The following is a 17,349-nucleotide window of genomic DNA, read 5'->3' on the forward strand; positions in this document are numbered from 1 at the left end:
GTGTAAGCCTGAATTGATCGGGGCGGCAGGGAAACTTGCCGCCCCTTTCCTTTGTGCCTGGCCGGTTGAGCGGGCTCAATAGACGACGAGTTTGACCTTTTGTCCCGGCGTCAGCGTCGCATTTGCGGAAAGCGCATTCAGCGTCATGAACCGCTCGAGCTGGTAGTCGTTGTACGCCATCCGTGATGCGAGCGAGCGAACGGTGTCGCCGGAGCGGACGGATACCACTTCGACATGGCGTGGCCGAACCGCCGCCGCTTCGCTGGCGCTGATCCGGCGCATCGAGCCGAACATCGGGTTGAACACCGCCGATTGTCCCGCTTGGGTGATCGTCGTGAAGTGGAACGCCTGGTTGTTCGAGAACTCATAGGCAAAGACAGTCACGTCGACCTGGCTGCCACCATTGTTCACCCGTGCGGTCGAATAAGCGGCGGGGATGCCGTTGACGGTCGTGTGCTGGATGTTCGAGATCGGGATTTGTGCCTGCCCCTGGCCGGTCAGTGAGGCGAAGACCGAGGCGACATAGCGATCGAGGTTGCCACTATATGCGGCGCTCGAAAATTCGGCCTTGCCCGACTGCCCGCTGATCGAGACGGCCGTGGTCCCGTTCATCATCGCGAACCCGTTAGGCGCCTGGAAGGACAGACGATAGGACGGATGGATGAACACCCGGCTGTCGACGACGCCCTGCGCCGGATCGTCGCCATACATGATCCCGTTGATCCGGCTCAGGAAGGTGTCGCGGTTGGTCGTCCCGGTCGCATTCGCGCCTGCGCGAGCCAAGGCGGCGCGCACGCGCGAAGCCGGATCGGGGTGCGTGCTGGCCCAGGTCGGAACGGCGTTCGACTGGCCCATTATCCGCGCGTCGAGCGCGGTCTGGTTAGCAAGGCTCAGCAGAACGGTCGACATCGCGCGCGGATCGTAGCCCGCGCTGCGCAAATACTGGATGCCGAGATTGTCAGCCTGCGTTTCCTGTCCGCGCGAATACTGCAGGGTCAGAAGCTGCGAGCCTTGCGAGAAGATCTGCTGGCCGAGCTGGCCCAGCGCACCGTTGCCGAGGATTGCGCCCGACAGAACGGTGCCCAAGACACCGAGGATCGAGTTCTTGGTGGCTGCCTTCTGGCGCTTGGCGGAGTGGCGCGCCGCGACGTGGCCGACCTCGTGACCCAGGACGCCTGCAAGTTCCGCTTCGTTGTTCATCAGGCCGACCAGCTGGCGCGTGACGTAAACGTAGCCGCCGGGAATGGCGAAGGCGTTGTTAAGCGAGGAATTGAGCAGCGTGACGGTAAAGTCGCTTCGCGCATTGCCGAGACCCGACTGCAAGGCGATCGTCTTGCCGACGTCGGCAACGTAGGTGGCCTGCGGGCCAGTGATCGCACCGCCGTATTCCGCAATAAGGTTGGGGTTGGCCTTCGCGCCAGAGGCGCGGTCGGCCTGGCTGATCGAACGCGCTGCGGTTGTGGTCTGCGCGCTCAACGGCGCGGTAGCGGCTGGAATGGTGGCCGCCGCAAGTGCGGTTGCGGCAAGGACTAGCGCCTTGCGCGCAAGTCGTTGATTGGTCGACATTTTAAAATCCCTTCGTATCGCCCGATCTGATTGCCGGGCCATTCTTGCAGGGATTTAAACCGACCGGCTGAACCGTTTGTTCCCGCCCGGCGCTCGTCTCAGCAGCGCACCGCCATCGCGGTGGCTAGCCCAATTCGCCGATCCGGAGGAACCGATCCTCACGAGCGCGACGCAGTTCGGCCGCGGGCTTTCCCGCAAGCGAATCAAGCTCTTCACCGACCGCTTCGGCCAAGGTCTGCGCCATTGCCGCGGGATTGCGATGCGCACCGCCGATGGGTTCGGGAACGATGCGGTCGATGACCTTCAGACCCAGGAGATCCTGCGCCGTGACCTTCATCGCCTCCGCCGCCTCAGGCGCCTTCTCTGAGGTCCGCCACAGGATCGAGGCGCAGCCTTCCGGCGAGATGACCGAGTAAACGGCATTCTGCAGCATGAGCACCCGCTCGGCCGAAGCGAGCGCGACCGCGCCGCCCGATCCTCCCTCGCCCACGATGCAGGCGACCATCGGGACGGGCAGCGCGAGGCAAGCCTCGGTGGAACGGGCGATTGCCTCTGCCTGGCCGCGTTCTTCGGCTTCGATCCCCGGAAAGGCGCCCGAGGTGTCAACCAGTGTGACGACCGGCAATCCGAAGCGTCCGGCCAGTTCCATCAGGCGGATCGCCTTGCGATAGCCTTCGGGCTTACCCATACCGAAATTGTGCCGGATGCGGCTGGCGGTGTCGTTGCCCTTCTCGTGCCCGATCAACATGACTTTGCGCGTGCCCAGCCGCGCAAGCCCGGCCACGATCGCCTGATCCTCACCGTAAAGGCGATCGCCGCCCAGCGGAATAAAGTCCGAAAAGGCAAGGCGAACATAATCCTGAAAATGCGGACGCGCCGGGTGCCGGGCGACCTGCGTTTTCTGCCACGGCGTGAGCGCGGCATAAGTGCTGGCCAGCAGACCGGCCGACTTCTGCTCGAGCCGACGGATCTCGCTGTCGATATCGATATCTCCGCCCTCCGCGGTTTCGCGAAGTTCGGCGATGCGCGCTTCGAGCGCGGCCACAGGCTTTTCGAATTCGAGATAGCTGATCATGAGGTGGTGCGGGTTATGAGGGCTTCGCGCCAAGGTCAACGCCCCCGTCGCTACGCGCCCCCAGCGGATGGCGCGCATTGACGAGCGCAACCAGCCGCGCGGTGTCGACATGGGTATAGATCTGGGTCGTCGCGATGTCGGCATGACCGAGCAGGGTCTGGAGCACGCGCAGGTCCGCCCCGCCTTCGAGGAGGTGGGTGGCAAAGGCGTGCCGCAGAACGTGCGGGCTCACGCCTGCCGGAGGCACCCCCGCTCGAAGCGCCACCTCGCGTAGGATCTGGAACAGCCGCACCCGGCTCAGATGACCTGCGCGAGATGGGAACAAGAAGCGCGATCCTTCGGGGTGAATCTTGAGCCACCGCGCCAGTGCCTGTCCTGCCCTGCCGCTGACTGGCACGAGCCGCTGCTGGCCGCCCTTCCCCGTGATGGTCAGGAATGGCGCGTCGCGCGGCACTGCCGACAGCGGCAGGCTGACGAGCTCGGTCGCGCGTAGGCCTGAGCCGTAAAGCAATTCGAGGAGGACGAGCGTGCGCACCGCCGCCGGTTCCTCGGTTTGCGCCTCTTCCTCCACCCGGGCAAAGAGCAGCGCGATATCCGCATGGCTCAGCAATCGCGGCAATGGACGTCGGGTCCGGGCGTTTGGCAGCGCGCCGGAAGGATCGTCGCTGCGTAGCCCCTCGTCGATCAGGAAGCCATAGAACTGGCGCAAGGCCGCGCTTTTCCGCGCCACGCTGGAAGGGGCGAGGTCGCGCCAAGCAAGTCCCAATCGACCAAGCGCGCCGCTGTCGGCCGTGGCAAGATCGCCGACAATCTCCGCCGCGCCTGAAAGATCGCTGCGATAGGCAGCCAGCGTATTGCGAGCCGCACCCCGATCGGCAGCCAGCATGTCGAGAAAGCGGTCGATCGAGTCGGTCACGCTGCCGACGCCGGTCAGCCCCGAGCCACAGCCTCGGCGGCGATCATCCGGGCCTCGCCCTCAAGGCCCACGCGGCGCAGCGCGGAGATGATGTGATAGAGGTGCAGCGGGGTCATCAAGGCCCAGCTGTCGCCCTGCATCCCAGCGCCTGCGAGGAAGGCTACCAGCGGCTGGTTTCCGCTTTTGGCAGCAGCATCGATGGCCTGGGTCCAGCGGGTCTGGCGGCCGAGCCCGGCTGCGACGGTTGCACCGAAATCGTTGGCGGTCGCGGGCGTTACGCGGTCGAGACCCGCAAGGCCGGCGATGAGGAACTTCGATTTGCGAGCATCCTCGCTGCCGTCGTCGTCCTTGAAGTCGTCCAGCGAGGAGGTGGAGATAGGCGCGCTGACCTGCGGCGCCGCGAGCGTGAGCAAGGCCCACGCCTGGCTACCGATCGGCACGACTTTCGCCCAGCGGACGGCGTTAGCGTCCAGCCCGGCACTCAGCATCGAGGCTACGATGTCGCCGGCATCATCTGCGTAGAGTGCGTCGGGCCGGAGGCGCGCGGCCGCGTAGGCGGTCAGGACGTGACGCGAGTAGACATGAACCGCATCGTCGTTTCCGCCCCACAGTTCCTTCATCGCGGCGACGCGATCCTTGCCCACCGCGGCAACATAAGCTTCGCGCAAGACGGCGGCGCGGCCCTTCCATTCGTCGCCGACATCCTCGTCGCTGTAGATCTGCGACCACAGGTCGACCATGGCGGTGCTCGACAGGATGCCTCGCGAGGCGACCCGGTCAGCGGCATCGGCGCGCGTCTCGAGCGGGACCATCGGCGCGGTAGCGGTAACAGGCGAATAAGTGTCGCCGGTCTTGGCCATGAGGTCCTTGGGCGGTTCGAGGCCGGTGGCCAGGGTCATCCCGTAACGCCACGGGGTCATGTCCTCGACCCCGGTCCATTCGATGTTGACCGCCTTTTTGCCCTCGAGCGCAGCGCCTGCGTATTTCTGGGCAAGGAGAATATCGATGTTCTTGTATTCGCGGCCGATCCCGCGGCGACGATAACGTTCCAGTTCGGCGAGCGCGGCAGTGCCTTCGCCGTTGAAGCTGCGGCAGATCGATTTGGCCATCAGCCAGGCGCCCTCACTGCGCCGGGCGGCGGTGATAGCGGTGATCGGGCAGGCGCCAAGGATGTCGCCGGTCGCGATATAGCTGTTCAACGCGGCGTCTTCGAGCGCAGGGGTATAATTGCCGCTATCGACCTGCTGAACCAGGGCGCGCGCGGCGTTTCCTTCACCCATGCGCAGGAGCAGGCCGGCGCGCAGCGCGGCCCAGTCCGCGCCGTTCATGCCGACGGGGGTATCCAGACGGCTGGCCAGCGCGCGACGCAGCAGGATCTCTCCCCAGCGCGAAACGATCGAGCCGCTGGTCTTTCCGATCACCGAGGCTACGTAAGTGCCATTCAGGACGCCGGTATCGGCCTGCCTCAGCCCGCCCTCGCCCTCAGCCAGCACGCCAACCGTCGCCAGGCTGCGCGCCTGCCCGGGCGGGATATCGGTCTTTGGACGCTGCGCCTCGAGGAGCTGGTCGAGCAATGCGGGATCCAGCCGGTCGGCGGTGATCGCGTCTGGCGGCGCTGCCGGAGCGCCGGGGCGAGCCGCGGGAAGCGGCTGGATCACCGGAACCGAGGTGCTGTTCGGCGCGGACGGAGCGCTTTGCGCGGGCGCGCGCGTCGCGCTGGCCCGCGGAGTCGGGGTGGGCGCCGGCGCGGGGTTGTCGAAACCCGGTGGCAGGAGAGATTCAGGCGCGTCTTGCGCGACGACCACCGCCGAAGTGACGAGCGCGATGCCTCCTGCGAGAAAAGCCGCGCGCAGCGACGGACGTTTCCGGATCATTCGTCCACTCCGCTTATCGTTACCGGCACTTCGATCAGCCGAACGGGGCGACGCCCGCCATCGATCCATGCCAATGTCAGCAAGACCGTCAGGCCGATCACCACCACTATCCATTTCCTGCGACCCACGCACCCTCGAACTCGGCAATCAATGCACAGCCATCCCGGGCAAGCGGCCGAACCGCCGCAATTCCCCGGGGGAGTGCGCTTGCGCTGCTGCCTAGCCCAACTATACGCGGACCCGCAATGGATGTTGACGCGCCCTACCTCTCGGTGGGCCAGATCGAAGCGCTGGCCCGGCGGATCGACCGCCCGCTGGTTCTCGTCGGCATGATGGGTGTCGGCAAGTCCACCGTGGGTCGCAAGCTCGCCGCGCTCTTGCGCTTCTCCTTCGTGGATGCGGATGAGGAGATCGAGGGTGCCGCGAAGATGACCATACCCGAGATGTTCGAGACATATGGCGAGACCTACTTCCGCGACGGGGAGCGACGCGTGATCGCCCGGCTGATTCACGATGCGGCGAATGCGGGGGGGCGCGTCATTGCGACCGGCGGGGGCGCCTTCGTCGATCCCGAGACCCGCGCCCTCATCCTCGACGAGGCAATTGCCATCTGGCTCGACTGTGACGTGGATACCCTGGTCGAACGCGTGGGGCGCAAGGGCAATCGCCCTCTGCTGCGCCAGGGCGATCCCCGCGAAATCCTCACCCGCCTTCGCGACGAACGTGCGCCCACCTATTCCGCCGCTCCGATACGGGTGGAAAGCATGCACGGTCCGCACCAGCAAACGGCGATACGCATCCTTCAAGCGCTGGACGCCGCACTGTGACCGAGACCCGGACCATCCATGTCGCTGCGGCCAGCGCGTCCTATGACGTGATCGTCGGACCGGGCCTGCTCGACCGGGCCGGACAACATTGCGCGCAATTCCTGCCTCGCGGCGTCGCGGCTATTGTGACCGACCGGAACGTTGCCGCCGCATGGCAGGAACGGGTCTCGGTGAGCTTTGCCGCGACCGGTATCGAGCCGCGCTGGCTTATCCTCGATCCGGGCGAAGCGACCAAGAGCTGGGCAGAGCTTGCCCGGGTCAGCGACTGGATGCTGGAGCAGGGGATCGAGCGCGGCGACTGCGTGCTCGCCCTGGGCGGCGGAGTAATCGGCGATCTCGTCGGCTTCGCCGCGTCGATTCACAAGCGCGGGTGCGGGTTTATCCAGCTTCCGACCACGCTGCTCGCGCAGGTCGACAGCAGCGTGGGCGGCAAGACGGCGATCAATGTCCCCGCGGGAAAGAACCTCGTCGGCGCTTTCCACCAGCCCTCGCTGGTACTGGCCGACCCCGACGCGCTCGAAACGCTGCCTACGCGCGAACTGCGCGCAGGCTATGCTGAGGTGATCAAGTACGGCGTGCTTGGCGACGCGCCCTTCTTCTCGTGGTGCGAGGCTAACGGCCCAGCCCTGATGGCTGGCGACACGGCGGCCCGGATGCACGCAATCGCGACCAGCATCGAGGCGAAGGCGCGAATTGTCGGCGAAGACGAGCGCGAGACGTCAGGCGCCAGGGCCTTGCTCAATCTCGGACATACCTTCGGGCATGCGCTGGAAGCCGAGACCGGGTTCGGAGCGGCGCTGCTTCACGGCGAAGCAGTCGGCCTGGGCATGGTCCTGGCCGCGCGGTTTTCCGCCGCCAAGGGGAGGCTAGAGGAAGCCGGAGCAGAGCGGATCGCCGCAGCACTGGAACCCGCTGGCCTGTCTACCCGGATCGCGGACCTCGGATTGTCGTGCAACGGCGACAGACTTGTCGAACACATGCTGCACGACAAAAAGATGGCGGCCGGCGTCCTTCCCTTCGTATTGATCGACAGGATCGGCCACGCGTTCCTTGCGCGCGACGTTGTTCTGGCAGAGGTGGCCCGGTTCCTGGACGCCGAACTTCGCCGCTGATCGCGCGAGAAACGGCCGGTTCGCGCATTAATCCGCGAGACATGCGCGGTACGTCAGGCTAACCAGTCACAATCGAAACCAATCCGGACGCGCACATGGCCGCAGCAGAAACCACCCCGACCCTTGATATCGAGACCAGGGGAGACCGCGCTTTCCTCGGTCATCCCAAGGGGTTGGGCTACCTCGCCTTTACCGAGGCGTGGGAGCGGTTTTCCTACTACGGCATGCAGGCCCTGCTTGTGCTTTACATGACCAAGTCGCTGCTCCTGCCGGGCAGCGTCGAGCAGGTCGCGGGAATTGAGCAGCTTCGCGCGCTGTACGGCGGGATCGACGGCCAGAAATTCGCTTCGGCGATCTTCGGAACGTACGCAGCCAGTGTCTACCTCACCCCGATTCTCGGCGGCTTTCTTGCCGACCGCGTGCTCGGCAAACGGCGGACCGTGCTACTGGGCGCGCTGACGATGGCGGCGGGCCACTTCCTGATGGCCTTCAACGTCACGTTCCTGCTTGCGCTGCTGTGCCTCATCCTGGGCTGCGGCATGTTCAAGGGCAACATCGCGAGCCAGGTCGGCTCGCTCTACAAGCCTGACGACCTGCGTCGCGGCGATGCCTTTCAGATATTCTACCTCGCGATCAACGGCGGAGTGATCGCCGCGCCGCTTATCGTCGGCACGCTTGGTGAAACGGTTGGCTGGCACTGGGGCTTCGGCGCCGCCGGCGTCGGCATGCTGCTGGCGACCGGAATCTATATCGCTGGCCAGAAGTACCTTCCGAAAGAGCATTTTGACGTTCCCCAGGCATCCGCCGGCCCGCGCGAGCCGTTGTCACGGCAGCAATGGACCACGACCGCCGCGCTTCTGCTGCTGATCCCCGTCCTTGCCGTGGCCATCGTGCCCAACAACCAGATATTCAACGCGTACCTGATCTGGGCCGATCGCGACTTCAACCTGATGTGGGGTTCGACCAAGCTGCCGACGACATGGCTTGTCACCCTCGACGCGATTGTCTCGGTCGCCTTCCTGGCCGGCGTTGCGCTCTTCTGGCGCTGGTGGGGCAAGACCCGCCGCGAGCCGGACGAGCTGTCGAAGCTGATCATCGGCTCGGCATTTTCGATCGCGGGCATGGGAAGCCTGTTCCTGGCAGCGGCGACGGTGGGCCCTGGCGGCAAGATCGGCCTGTTCTGGCCGGTGATGTTCCACGTCCTGAACTCGATCGGGTTCGCGCACATCATGCCCATCGCGCTCGCGCTGTTCGCCCGCCTTGCGCCCAAGCAGATCAACTCGACCGTGATCGGGCTCTATTACCTGTCGCTGTTCGCAGGCAATTCGATCGTCGGCTGGGTCGGCGGCTGGTTCGAGGACATGAAGACGACCGACTTCTGGCTGATGCACATGGGTTTCGCCGCCGGTGCGGGACTCGTGTTCGTGCTCTACAAGGTGGTGCTGTCGCGCGTGCTCTTCGCCAGCGAACGGTCCTCCGCCGACACGGCGCAGGTGGCGCTCGCCTAGCCGAAGATCGCGATCGACTGCATCCCCGCGGCGATCGGCTCGCCGGCGGCGTTCCACACGCTCATGTCCTGGCTGGAACAGCCTTTTTCAGCGTAGGTGCCGCGAGCGCGGAGTTGCCACCATCCGTCGGTGGTGACCGGCGCCGGGGTGAGCAGGTTGATAAGCCAGGTCATCGAACTGATCGGGCGCCAGGAATCGAACAGCGGCATCACTCCGGGCGGCATCGCATCGGCAATGAGGACGAGTTCGACCATCGGATCGAGCCCGGAGCGGTCGCGCACCCTTGCCCAGCGGTTCATCTGCGGCTGCCGTTCGTCGGCGCGCGGCAGCGAATGGCGCAAGTCGAAATTGGAGATGAATCCCGGGCCCTTGTCGCTGGGGATGATCACCGCATCGTCGACGGCAATCGTGTCGTCAGGCGCGCCCGCATCGTTGAGGTGCAGCTCGCTTTCCATCGGACCCATGAAGACGAAGGTTGCCGCGAGGCCAACCTTTCCCTCGCTCTGCACCTCGGACGAGACCCACGTGGCATTCCGGCCCTGCCGCAGGATGCGCGAACTGACCGAAACGTCTCCGGAAAGCGGACCTACGAAAGAGACCTGGGCCGAGCGCATCGGCGGCAGGCCGTCGGCGATCGTGCGTGCGCTTTCCAGCGCAAGCGCCGCGGATAGTCCGCCATAGGCGGTTCGTCCCTGGAGCCAGTCTTCGGGCACGTGGGCATCGAACCCGGTGGCGGTTTTGCTGGCGGCGGCGAGAATTGCGGGAAAGCTCATGGCGGCTTCCATTGACGGCGCAAGCGCTCGCGTCAACATGGCGGACATGACCCGCTTCATCGATCTGTCCATCCCGATCACGGAAAGCGTGATTTCCGATCCGCCGGTGATGCGGCCCAAGATACATTACGTGACGCACGAATCGAGCTGGGAGCAGATCGCCGCGTTCTTTCCCGGCCTGACGCGCGACGACTTGCCCGAGGGCGAAGGCTGGGCGGTGGAGCAGCTTACATTGTCCACGCACAACGGCACGCACATGGATGCGCCCTGGCACTATCACTCGACTACCGATTCGGGCGCGCGTCCCGCACCGAGCATCGACGAGGCTCCTCTCGACCGTTTCCTGCGGCCCGGCGTAAGGCTCGATTTCTCGACCCTACCCGATGGCCACGTCGTCACCGCCGCGGAACTCCAGGCCGAGCTTGCCCGGATCGGATACGCGTTGCGCCCGCTCGATATCGTCCTGATCCAGTCGGGCGCGGTTTACGGAACGGACAACTTTACCGACCAGGGCGTGGGCCTGGGTGCAGAGGCTACCCTATGGCTGACGGAGCAAGGCATCGAGGTTGTGGGAACCGACGCATGGTCGTGGGACGCACCGTTCAGCCACACCGCCCGCCGCTGGGCCGAAAGCCGCAACCCGGCAATCATCTGGGAAGGCCACAAGGCCGGACGAATCAGGCCCTATTGGCAGATCGAAAAGCTCACCAACCTTGCCGCATTGCCGCCGTTCGGGTTTACCGTCAGTTGCTTCCCGGTGAAAATCGAGCGCGCCAGCGCGGGCTGGATCCGCGCGGTCGCGATCGTCGAGGACTAGGGCAGCAGGTCGACCGCCTCGAAGTCCGGCATGACTGCCTCGCGCAGAAGCGTACGGTGGCAATACGTCGCGTCGCGTTCGTAGCACAGCAGCGCGACGCGCTTCTCCAGCGCAAGATCGCGAAGAGCCGCCCCCGCGGCGATCGCTTCCGGCAGTTCGAGCTGGCCCGCATAGATTTTCGCCATTGCCTCGTTCCGTCCGGCTCGGGCCGCCGCGCGGCCGTCTGCCGGAGTGCCAAGTGGCTTCATGTGCCGGTATTCGATCCCGGCTTCCTGCATCGCACCGGCAAGCGCGGTCTTCGAAAAGCCGGGCCGCCGCGACAACGGCAGGGCGCGGACATCGGCGAGCACCTCGACCCCGGCTTCGACGAGCGAATTCACGACGTCGGGAACCGTCGAATGCTCATAACCGATGGTCCAGATCGTCGGCATAGCCGCTCAGAACAACCGCGAGCCGTTAGGCACGGCAACGTCGGGCCGCGCCAGTACCACCTCGCCCGCCGCGTCGGCAAAGCCAAGAGTCAGCACTTCGGACAACGCCGCCCCGATCTGGCGCGGAGGGAAGTTGACCACGGCCGCCACTTGCCTTCCGACGAGATCGCCGGGGGCATAGTTGGCGAGCACCTGTGCACAGCTCCGCTTCACACCGATCGTCTCGCCGAAATCGATCCGCAGCTTGCACGTGGGCTTGCGCGCGCCCGCCAGCGGCTCGGCAGCGATCACCGTTCCGATGCGAATATCGACCCGCAGGAAATCGTCGAAGCCAATCGGGGCTTCGGCGGGCGCCGCAGGATCGTGCGCAACGTGCATTTCATTCCATCTCGAGGATAATCGCGTCTACCGCCAGGCTTTCGCCCTGCGCGGCATTGACCGATTTAACCGTGCCGGACTTCTCGGCGCGAAGGATGTTTTCCATCTTCATCGCTTCTACCACCGCGAGCGGCTGACCCGCCTCGACCTTGTCCCCCTCGCCGACATGGAGGGCAACGAGCAGCCCCGGCATCGGACAGATCAGAAACTTCGACATGTCGGGCGGAATCTTCGCGATCATGTGCCGCGCAAGCGGAGCGATGTGCGCGGGCACCACGTGCGCCTCGTGAATCGCTCCCCGGGTGGTCAGTTTGAAGCCCGAGCGCCACGGCGCAATCTTCACGGCCAGCGGCGCGCCGTCGACCTCGGCGTGGACCACGCTGTCGCCGGGAGTGTATTCGAGCGCGACGTCGAGCGGCTCGCCGTCGACAGTAACTGCATCCTCGGACAGTTCCACCCGATGGTCGCTGCCATTGACCCGCACGCCCCAGCGCGCCGGGGGATCGAGCTCGTCGCCAAGCTGGCCGTCGACCCGCCGCGCCCGGTCGGACCGCGCGGCGGCCAGGAAAGCCGCAATGCCCGCAAGCGCTCGGTTGAGCTCGGCGGTAGCGGGGGCACCCTGGAAACCTTCGGGGTATTCCTCGGCGATGAATCCTGTTGTCAGTTCGCCCGAGCGGAAGCGCGGGTGCTGCATGATCGCAGAGAGGAAATCGATGTTGTGGCCCAGCCCCTCGATCTCGAAAGCGTCGAGCGCCTGGACCTGAAGGTCTGCCGCCTCTTCGCGGGTCGGAGCCCAGGTCACCAGCTTGGCGATCATCGGGTCGTAGAACATCGAGACTTCGCCGCCTTCATAGACCCCGTCGTCGACCCGCACCCCGTCCACGCCGCGACGAGCGTTCGCATCATCGTCGGCGTTCCAGCCTTCCACCGGCGGGCGATAGCGGGTGAGCCGCCCGGTCGAGGGCAGGAACCCGCGATAGGGGTCTTCAGCATAAACGCGGTTCTCGATCGCCCAGCCATCGATGCCGATGTCCGCTTGCTTGAACGGCAGCGCCTCGCCCGCGGCGACGCGGATCATCTGTTCGACCAGGTCGATGCCGGTGATCGCCTCGGTCACCGGATGCTCGACCTGGAGCCGCGTGTTCATCTCGAGAAAGTAGAAGCTCTCCCCGCTCGGGTCCGCGCCGCTGACGATCAGCTCGACCGTGCCGGCGCTGTAATAGCCGACGGCGCGCGCCAGCGCGACGCACTGCTCGCCCATCGCGGCGCGCATCTTGGGCGTGACGAAGGGCGACGGTGCTTCCTCGACCACCTTCTGGTGGCGGCGCTGGATGCTGCACTCGCGCTCGTTGAGGTAGACGATGTTGCCGTGCTGGTCGCCGAGGATCTGGATCTCGATATGGCGCGGGTTGAGGATGAACTTCTCGATGAACACGCGGTCGTCGCCGAAAGAGTTCAGCCCTTCCCGCTTGGTCGCCTCGAAGCCCTCGCGGACGTCCTGCTCGGAATAAGCGAGCCGCATGCCCTTGCCGCCGCCGCCGGCCGAAGCCTTCATCATCACCGGGTAGCCGATCTCGCCTGCGATCCGCACCGCGTGTTCGGTATCCTCGATCTCGCCGACAAAGCCGGGCACGACGTTGACACCCGCCTTGAGGGCCAGTTTCTTGCTCTCGATCTTGTCGCCCATCGCCGCGATGGCGTTCACCGGCGGGCCGACGAAGGCGATGCCTTCGGCCGCCAGCGCCTCGGCGAAGCTGGTCCGCTCGGACAGAAAGCCATAGCCCGGATGGACGGCATCGGCGCCGGTCTGCTTGCACGCGGCGATGATCTTGTCGGCGATCAGGTAGCTTTCCGCCGCCGGCGACGGGCCGATGTGCACGGCCTCGTCCGCCATCTTGACGAACGGCGCGCGCGCATCGGCGTCCGAATAGACCGCGACCGTGGCGATCCCCATCCGCTTGGCGGTCTGCATGACGCGGCAGGCGATTTCGCCGCGATTGGCGATCAGGATTTTTTTGAACATCCGAGGGTAAATCCATATTGGGCGTCCTGCGCGACCGTGGTCGGGAACAGGAACTGGAGAGCGGCGGGAACCACCGCGTGATAGATCGTGGCGTGCGTGAATTCGGGGTGCGGCGCAAAGCACCAGTCGCGCGCGGGATTGAGCTCGGCGACGAAGCGATCCGCGATCGCACCGCTTTCGGCGCCCTCTTCAGCAGTCGCGAGAAAAAACCTGCGCCCGGCCTGGCGCGGTCCGACCTTCGACGTGACGGTGAGCGCCGCGTTATCCCACCACAGGCTGGGGCTGATCGCCGCATAATTGCGGAACAGATCGGGCTGCTTGAGCCAGGTTTCCGCGATGAAGAGCCCGGCGAGCGATTCGCCGATCACCCCGTCATTGCCGTCGGTGCGGTAGCGCCCGGCGACCCAGGGCTTGACCTCATCGCGAATGAAATCGCGGAAGCGCTGCGAGTGGCCTGCCGTCGGATACTTTGCGAGCAGCGCCTTGTCCGCAGTGCATCCGGTCAACTCGTTGCGACGATCCTTCGTCGCGATGCCGACCACGATCGCGGCCTGTGAACGGGCCCAGGTCGACCCCAGCTGGCTCGACCCGACGACGTGGATGAAGTCCTGGTCGATGCCGCCGTCGATCAGATAGAGGACCGGATAGCGCTGCGTTCCCTTGGCATAGCCATCGGGAAGATAGACGTTGAGCACGCGTTCCTCGTCCATCACCGCCGAACGGAAGCGATAGGTCTCCCCCAGGGTAATCGGACTCACCGCCGCGTCCCGCGCCTGGACACGATCCGGCGTGCGCGCCTCGGCAGGAGCGGTCAAGGCCAGCAAGGCTGCAAGAGCTATCAGGCGGCGCATGAAGCCTTCGCCCGCATCGGCTCCTCGCCCTTGAGCGCGGTCAGACCCAGGTTGCCGAACAGCGCAGCGTCACTGTCGTCGCCGGCATTAGGAGCGGTCAGCAGCTTGTCGCCGGTGAAGATCGAGTTCGCGCCCGCCATGAAACACAGCGCCTGTGTCGCCTCGCTCATGCTTTCGCGGCCGGCGGAGAGGCGCACCATGGAGAGCGGCATGGTGATCCGCGCGACCGCAACGGTGCGGACGAATTCGATGTCGTCGATCTTGGCGAGCGTGGTGTCCGCCAGCATGTCGCCCAGCACCGTGCCCTTGACCGGGACCAGCGCGTTCACCGGAACGCTTTCGGGATGCTGCGGGAGCGTGGCGAGCGTGTGAACGAAGCCCACCCGGTCGGCCCGCGTTTCGCCCATTCCGACGATCCCGCCCGAGCAGACGTTGATCCCGGCGCGGCGTACTTCGGCCAAGGTATCGAGCCGCTCGTCCATAGTGCGCGTCGTGATGACCCGCTCGTAATACTCGGGGCTGCTGTCGATGTTGTGGTTGTAATAGTCGAGCCCGGCCTCGGCGAGCATATCCGCCTGATGCGGAGCGAGCATGCCCAGCGTCATGCACGTCTCGAGGCCCATCGCGCGGACGCCTTTCACGATCTCGACGATCGCGGGCATGTCGCGGTCCTTGGGGTTGCGCCAGGCTGCGCCCATGCAGAACCGCTGGCTGCCGTGATCCTTGGCCTGTGCCGCCGATTGCAGCACGGCCTGAACGTCCATCAGCTTGGTCGCTTCAACCCCGCTGTCGGCTTTCACCGACTGCGAGCAATAGCCGCAATCCTCGGGGCAGCCGCCGGTCTTGATCGACAGCAGCGTGCATAGCTGCACCTGGTCGGGAGCATGGTACGCGCGGTGGACCGTTGCCGCCTGGAACACCAGTTCGGTAAATGGCAGGTCGAACAGCGCCGCGATCTCCTCGCGCGTCCAGTCGGAGCGGAGAGCGCTCATTCGGCGGCGTCCTTCAGTTCCTCGCCCGCGGGGGGCATGTTGTGCCCCAGCAGGCGCAACAGGTCCGCCGCGCATTCGACGACGTTCGAGCCTGGGCCGTAGATACCCTGAACCCCTGCGTCGCGCAGGAACTCGTAGTCCTGCGGCGGGATGACCCCGCCCGCGATGACCTTGATATCGGCGCGGCCGGCATCCTTGAGCAGGCGGACAAGTTCCGGGATCAGCGTCTTATGCCCGGCCGCAAGCGAGGAAGCGCCGATGGCGTCCACGTCCTTCTCCAGAGCAAGGTCGAGCGTTTCCTGCGGCGTCTGGAACAGCGGGCCGCTGCTGACGTCGAAGCCCATGTCAGCGAATGCCGAGGCAATCACGTTGGCGCCCCGGTCGTGTCCGTCCTGACCCATCTTGGCGACCAGCAGGCGCGGCTTGCGTCCCAGGCGGCGAGCGACGGCCTCGACCCCATCGACGACCTGGGCGTAGCGCGGATCGGCGCCATAGGCCTTGCCGTAGATGCCGGTCACCGGGACAGGCTGCGTCCCGTATCGGCCGAAGGCGACTTCCATCGCGTCGGAAATCTCGCCCAATGAGGCGCGGGCACGCGCCGCCTCGACCGCGAGCGCCAGCAGGTTGCCACTACCCTTCGCGCCGTCGGTAAGCGCCGCCAGCGCCGCCTTGCACGCAGCCTCGTCGCGCTTCTCGCGCATCGCCTTGAGCCGGGCGATCTGCGCATCGCGCACCGCGTGATTGTCGATGTCCAGCGTGTCGAGATGCGCTTCCTCGGCCAGCCGGTACTTGTTCACGCCGACGATAACATCCTCGGCCCGATCGACCCGCGCCTGGCGCGCGGCCGCCGCTTCCTCGATCCGCTGCTTGGGCATGCCGCTGGCCACAGCCTTGGTCATCCCCCCTAAGCCATCGACTTCCGCGATCAGCTTCCACGCCTCGTCTACCAGCGTCTCGGTCAGCGCCTCGACGTAGTAGGAGCCGCCCAGCGGATCGACGACGCGCGTGATACCGCTTTCCTCGGCCAGCACGATCTGCGTGTTGCGCGCGATCCGTGCCGAGAAGTCGGTCGGCAGCGCGATCGCTTCGTCCAGCGCGTTGGTGTGGAGGCTCTGCGTCCCGCCGAGCGTCGCGGCCATTGCCTCGATCGTGGTGCGGATGACGTTGTTGTACGGGTCCTGCTCCTGCAGCGAAACGCCGCTGGTCTGGCAGTGCGTGCGCAGCATCTTGGAGCGTTCGTCCTTCGCCCCCAACCCGTCCATCACCCGGTGCCACAGCGTCCGCGCGGCGCGCAGTTTGGCCACTTCCATGAAGAAGTTCATGCCGATGCCGAAGAAGAACGACAGGCGCCCGGCGAACTTGTCGATATCCAGCCCCGCGGCCATTGCGCGGCTGGCATATTCCTTGCCGTCCGCGATGGTGAAGGCCAGCTCCTGAACGGCGGTCGCCCCCGCCTCGTGCATGTGATAGCCCGAGATCGAGATCGAGTTGAACTTCGGCATCTCGGCCGAAGTGTACGCAATGATGTCCGAAACGATCCGCATCGAGGGTTCGGGCGGATAGATGTACGTGTTGCGGACCATGAACTCCTTGAGGATGTCATTCTGGATGGTCCCGTCGAGGAGCTTGCGGTCGACGCCCTGCTCCTCGCCAGCGACGATGAAGAACGCCAGGATCGGGATCACCGCCCCGTTCATCGTCATGCTGACGCTCATCTTGTCGAGCGGGATACCGTCGAACAGGATCTTCATGTCCTCGACGCTGTCGATCGCGACCCCGGCCTTGCCGACATCGCCGACGACGCGGGGGTGGTCGCTGTCATAACCGCGGTGGGTCGCAAGATCGAACGCGACCGAAAGGCCCTTCTGCCCGGCGGCGAGGTTGCGGCGGTAGAACGCGTTCGATTCCTCGGCGGTCGAGAACCCGGCGTACTGGCGGATCGTCCACGGCCGGCCGGCGTACATGCTCGCACGCACGCCGCGGGTGAAGGGCGCGAAGCCGGGCAGGCCCGGATCCTCGCGCACGTCGTCGGCGGTATAGAGCGGCTTGATCGCAAAGCCTTCGGGAGTGTTCCAGGTCAGGTCCTTGCCCTTGACCTCCTTCGCCGCTGCCGCCTGCCAATCCGAATAATCGACCATCGTACCCACTTTCACGTCATCCCTGCGACCGCAGGGATCGATCCGCCCGTTACCTCCGGCGCGCAGCC

16 protein-coding genes are annotated in these 17,349 nt (G+C 65.6%); 4 read left to right on the forward strand and 12 right to left on the reverse strand.

The window, feature by feature from the left end:
* Nucleotides 1-75 precede the first annotated feature (75 nt).
* The 5 genes from ACFO0A_RS09920 to ACFO0A_RS09940 form a co-directional block, all read right to left on the reverse strand.
* Nucleotides 76-1,566 carry a M48 family metalloprotease gene (locus ACFO0A_RS09920; protein ID WP_379538845.1) on the reverse strand — a complete coding sequence of 497 codons (1,491 nt, stop codon included), beginning with the start codon at nt 1,564-1,566 and terminating at the stop codon, nt 76-78.
* 124 nt (nt 1,567-1,690) lie between these two features.
* A complete protein-coding gene (locus ACFO0A_RS09925) occupies nt 1,691-2,641 on the reverse strand; it encodes an acetyl-CoA carboxylase carboxyltransferase subunit alpha (protein WP_379538846.1) in 951 nt (316 codons plus the stop codon).
* A 13-nt stretch (nt 2,642-2,654) separates the two neighbouring features.
* Nucleotides 2,655-3,557: a tyrosine recombinase gene (locus ACFO0A_RS09930; protein WP_379538847.1), complete on the reverse strand. Its 903-nt coding sequence runs from the start codon at nt 3,555-3,557 to the stop codon at nt 2,655-2,657.
* Nucleotides 3,558-3,571: 14 nt separating this feature from the next.
* Complete coding sequence (locus tag ACFO0A_RS09935; RefSeq protein WP_379538848.1) at nt 3,572-5,431, reverse strand: hypothetical protein; 1,860 nt, start codon at nt 5,429-5,431, stop codon at nt 3,572-3,574.
* The gene (locus ACFO0A_RS09940) at nt 5,428-5,559 is read right to left on the reverse strand and encodes a hypothetical protein (RefSeq protein ID WP_379538849.1); all 132 of its coding nucleotides are present in this window, start codon (nt 5,557-5,559) and stop codon (nt 5,428-5,430) included. Before ACFO0A_RS09940 ends, ACFO0A_RS09935 begins: the two co-directional genes overlap by 4 nt.
* A gap of 117 nt (nt 5,560-5,676) precedes the next feature.
* Here ACFO0A_RS09940 and ACFO0A_RS09945 point away from each other — a divergent pair, with 117 nt between their 5' ends.
* From ACFO0A_RS09945 to ACFO0A_RS09955, 3 genes are all read left to right on the forward strand, one after another.
* Complete coding sequence (locus tag ACFO0A_RS09945) at nt 5,677-6,258, forward strand: shikimate kinase (protein WP_379538850.1); 582 nt, start codon at nt 5,677-5,679, stop codon at nt 6,256-6,258.
* Complete coding sequence (gene aroB, locus ACFO0A_RS09950) at nt 6,255-7,370, forward strand: 3-dehydroquinate synthase (RefSeq protein WP_379538851.1); 1,116 nt, start codon at nt 6,255-6,257, stop codon at nt 7,368-7,370. Before ACFO0A_RS09945 ends, aroB begins: the two co-directional genes overlap by 4 nt.
* Before the next feature lie 95 nt (nt 7,371-7,465).
* Nucleotides 7,466-8,878, forward strand: a complete 1,413-nt coding sequence (locus ACFO0A_RS09955) for a peptide MFS transporter (RefSeq protein WP_379538852.1) — start codon at nt 7,466-7,468, stop codon at nt 8,876-8,878.
* Here the strand turns inward: ACFO0A_RS09955 and ACFO0A_RS09960 are convergent.
* Nucleotides 8,875-9,651, reverse strand: a complete 777-nt coding sequence (locus ACFO0A_RS09960) for an acyl-CoA thioesterase (RefSeq protein ID WP_379538853.1) — start codon at nt 9,649-9,651, stop codon at nt 8,875-8,877. The two genes, ACFO0A_RS09955 and ACFO0A_RS09960, sit on opposite strands and share 4 nt — an antisense overlap.
* A 46-nt stretch (nt 9,652-9,697) precedes the next feature.
* Between ACFO0A_RS09960 and ACFO0A_RS09965 the strand changes: the two genes are divergently transcribed.
* A complete protein-coding gene (locus ACFO0A_RS09965; protein ID WP_379539642.1) occupies nt 9,698-10,468 on the forward strand; it encodes a cyclase family protein in 771 nt (256 codons plus the stop codon).
* Here the strand turns inward: ACFO0A_RS09965 and ACFO0A_RS09970 are convergent.
* The 6 genes from ACFO0A_RS09970 to scpA are packed head-to-tail and all read right to left on the reverse strand — an operon-like array spanning nt 10,465 to nt 17,281.
* Nucleotides 10,465-10,899 (reverse strand): DUF488 domain-containing protein, encoded by a 435-nt coding sequence (locus ACFO0A_RS09970; protein ID WP_379538854.1) that lies wholly within the window; start codon nt 10,897-10,899, stop codon nt 10,465-10,467. The genes ACFO0A_RS09965 and ACFO0A_RS09970 overlap by 4 nt on opposite strands.
* Before the next feature lie 6 nt (nt 10,900-10,905).
* Nucleotides 10,906-11,277, reverse strand: coding sequence for a tRNA-binding protein (locus ACFO0A_RS09975; protein WP_379538855.1), 372 nt, complete (start codon nt 11,275-11,277; stop codon nt 10,906-10,908).
* A 1-nt stretch (nt 11,278) separates the two neighbouring features.
* Nucleotides 11,279-13,300 carry an ATP-binding protein gene (locus ACFO0A_RS09980; protein WP_379538856.1) on the reverse strand — a complete coding sequence of 674 codons (2,022 nt, stop codon included), beginning with the start codon at nt 13,298-13,300 and terminating at the stop codon, nt 11,279-11,281.
* Nucleotides 13,282-14,151 (reverse strand): alpha/beta hydrolase, encoded by an 870-nt coding sequence (locus ACFO0A_RS09985; RefSeq protein WP_379538857.1) that lies wholly within the window; start codon nt 14,149-14,151, stop codon nt 13,282-13,284. Before ACFO0A_RS09985 ends, ACFO0A_RS09980 begins: the two co-directional genes overlap by 19 nt.
* Nucleotides 14,139-15,143 (reverse strand): biotin synthase BioB, encoded by a 1,005-nt coding sequence (bioB, locus tag ACFO0A_RS09990; RefSeq protein WP_379538858.1) that lies wholly within the window; start codon nt 15,141-15,143, stop codon nt 14,139-14,141. Before bioB ends, ACFO0A_RS09985 begins: the two co-directional genes overlap by 13 nt.
* Entirely contained in the window at nt 15,140-17,281 is a 2,142-nt protein-coding gene (gene scpA, locus ACFO0A_RS09995; protein WP_379539643.1) for a methylmalonyl-CoA mutase, read from the reverse strand. Before scpA ends, bioB begins: the two co-directional genes overlap by 4 nt.
* Nucleotides 17,282-17,349 lie beyond the last annotated feature (68 nt).

Origin of the sequence: Novosphingobium tardum (assembly GCF_042652045.1) — a bacterium.
In the GTDB taxonomy this organism is placed as follows: domain Bacteria; phylum Pseudomonadota; class Alphaproteobacteria; order Sphingomonadales; family Sphingomonadaceae; genus Novosphingobium; species Novosphingobium tardum.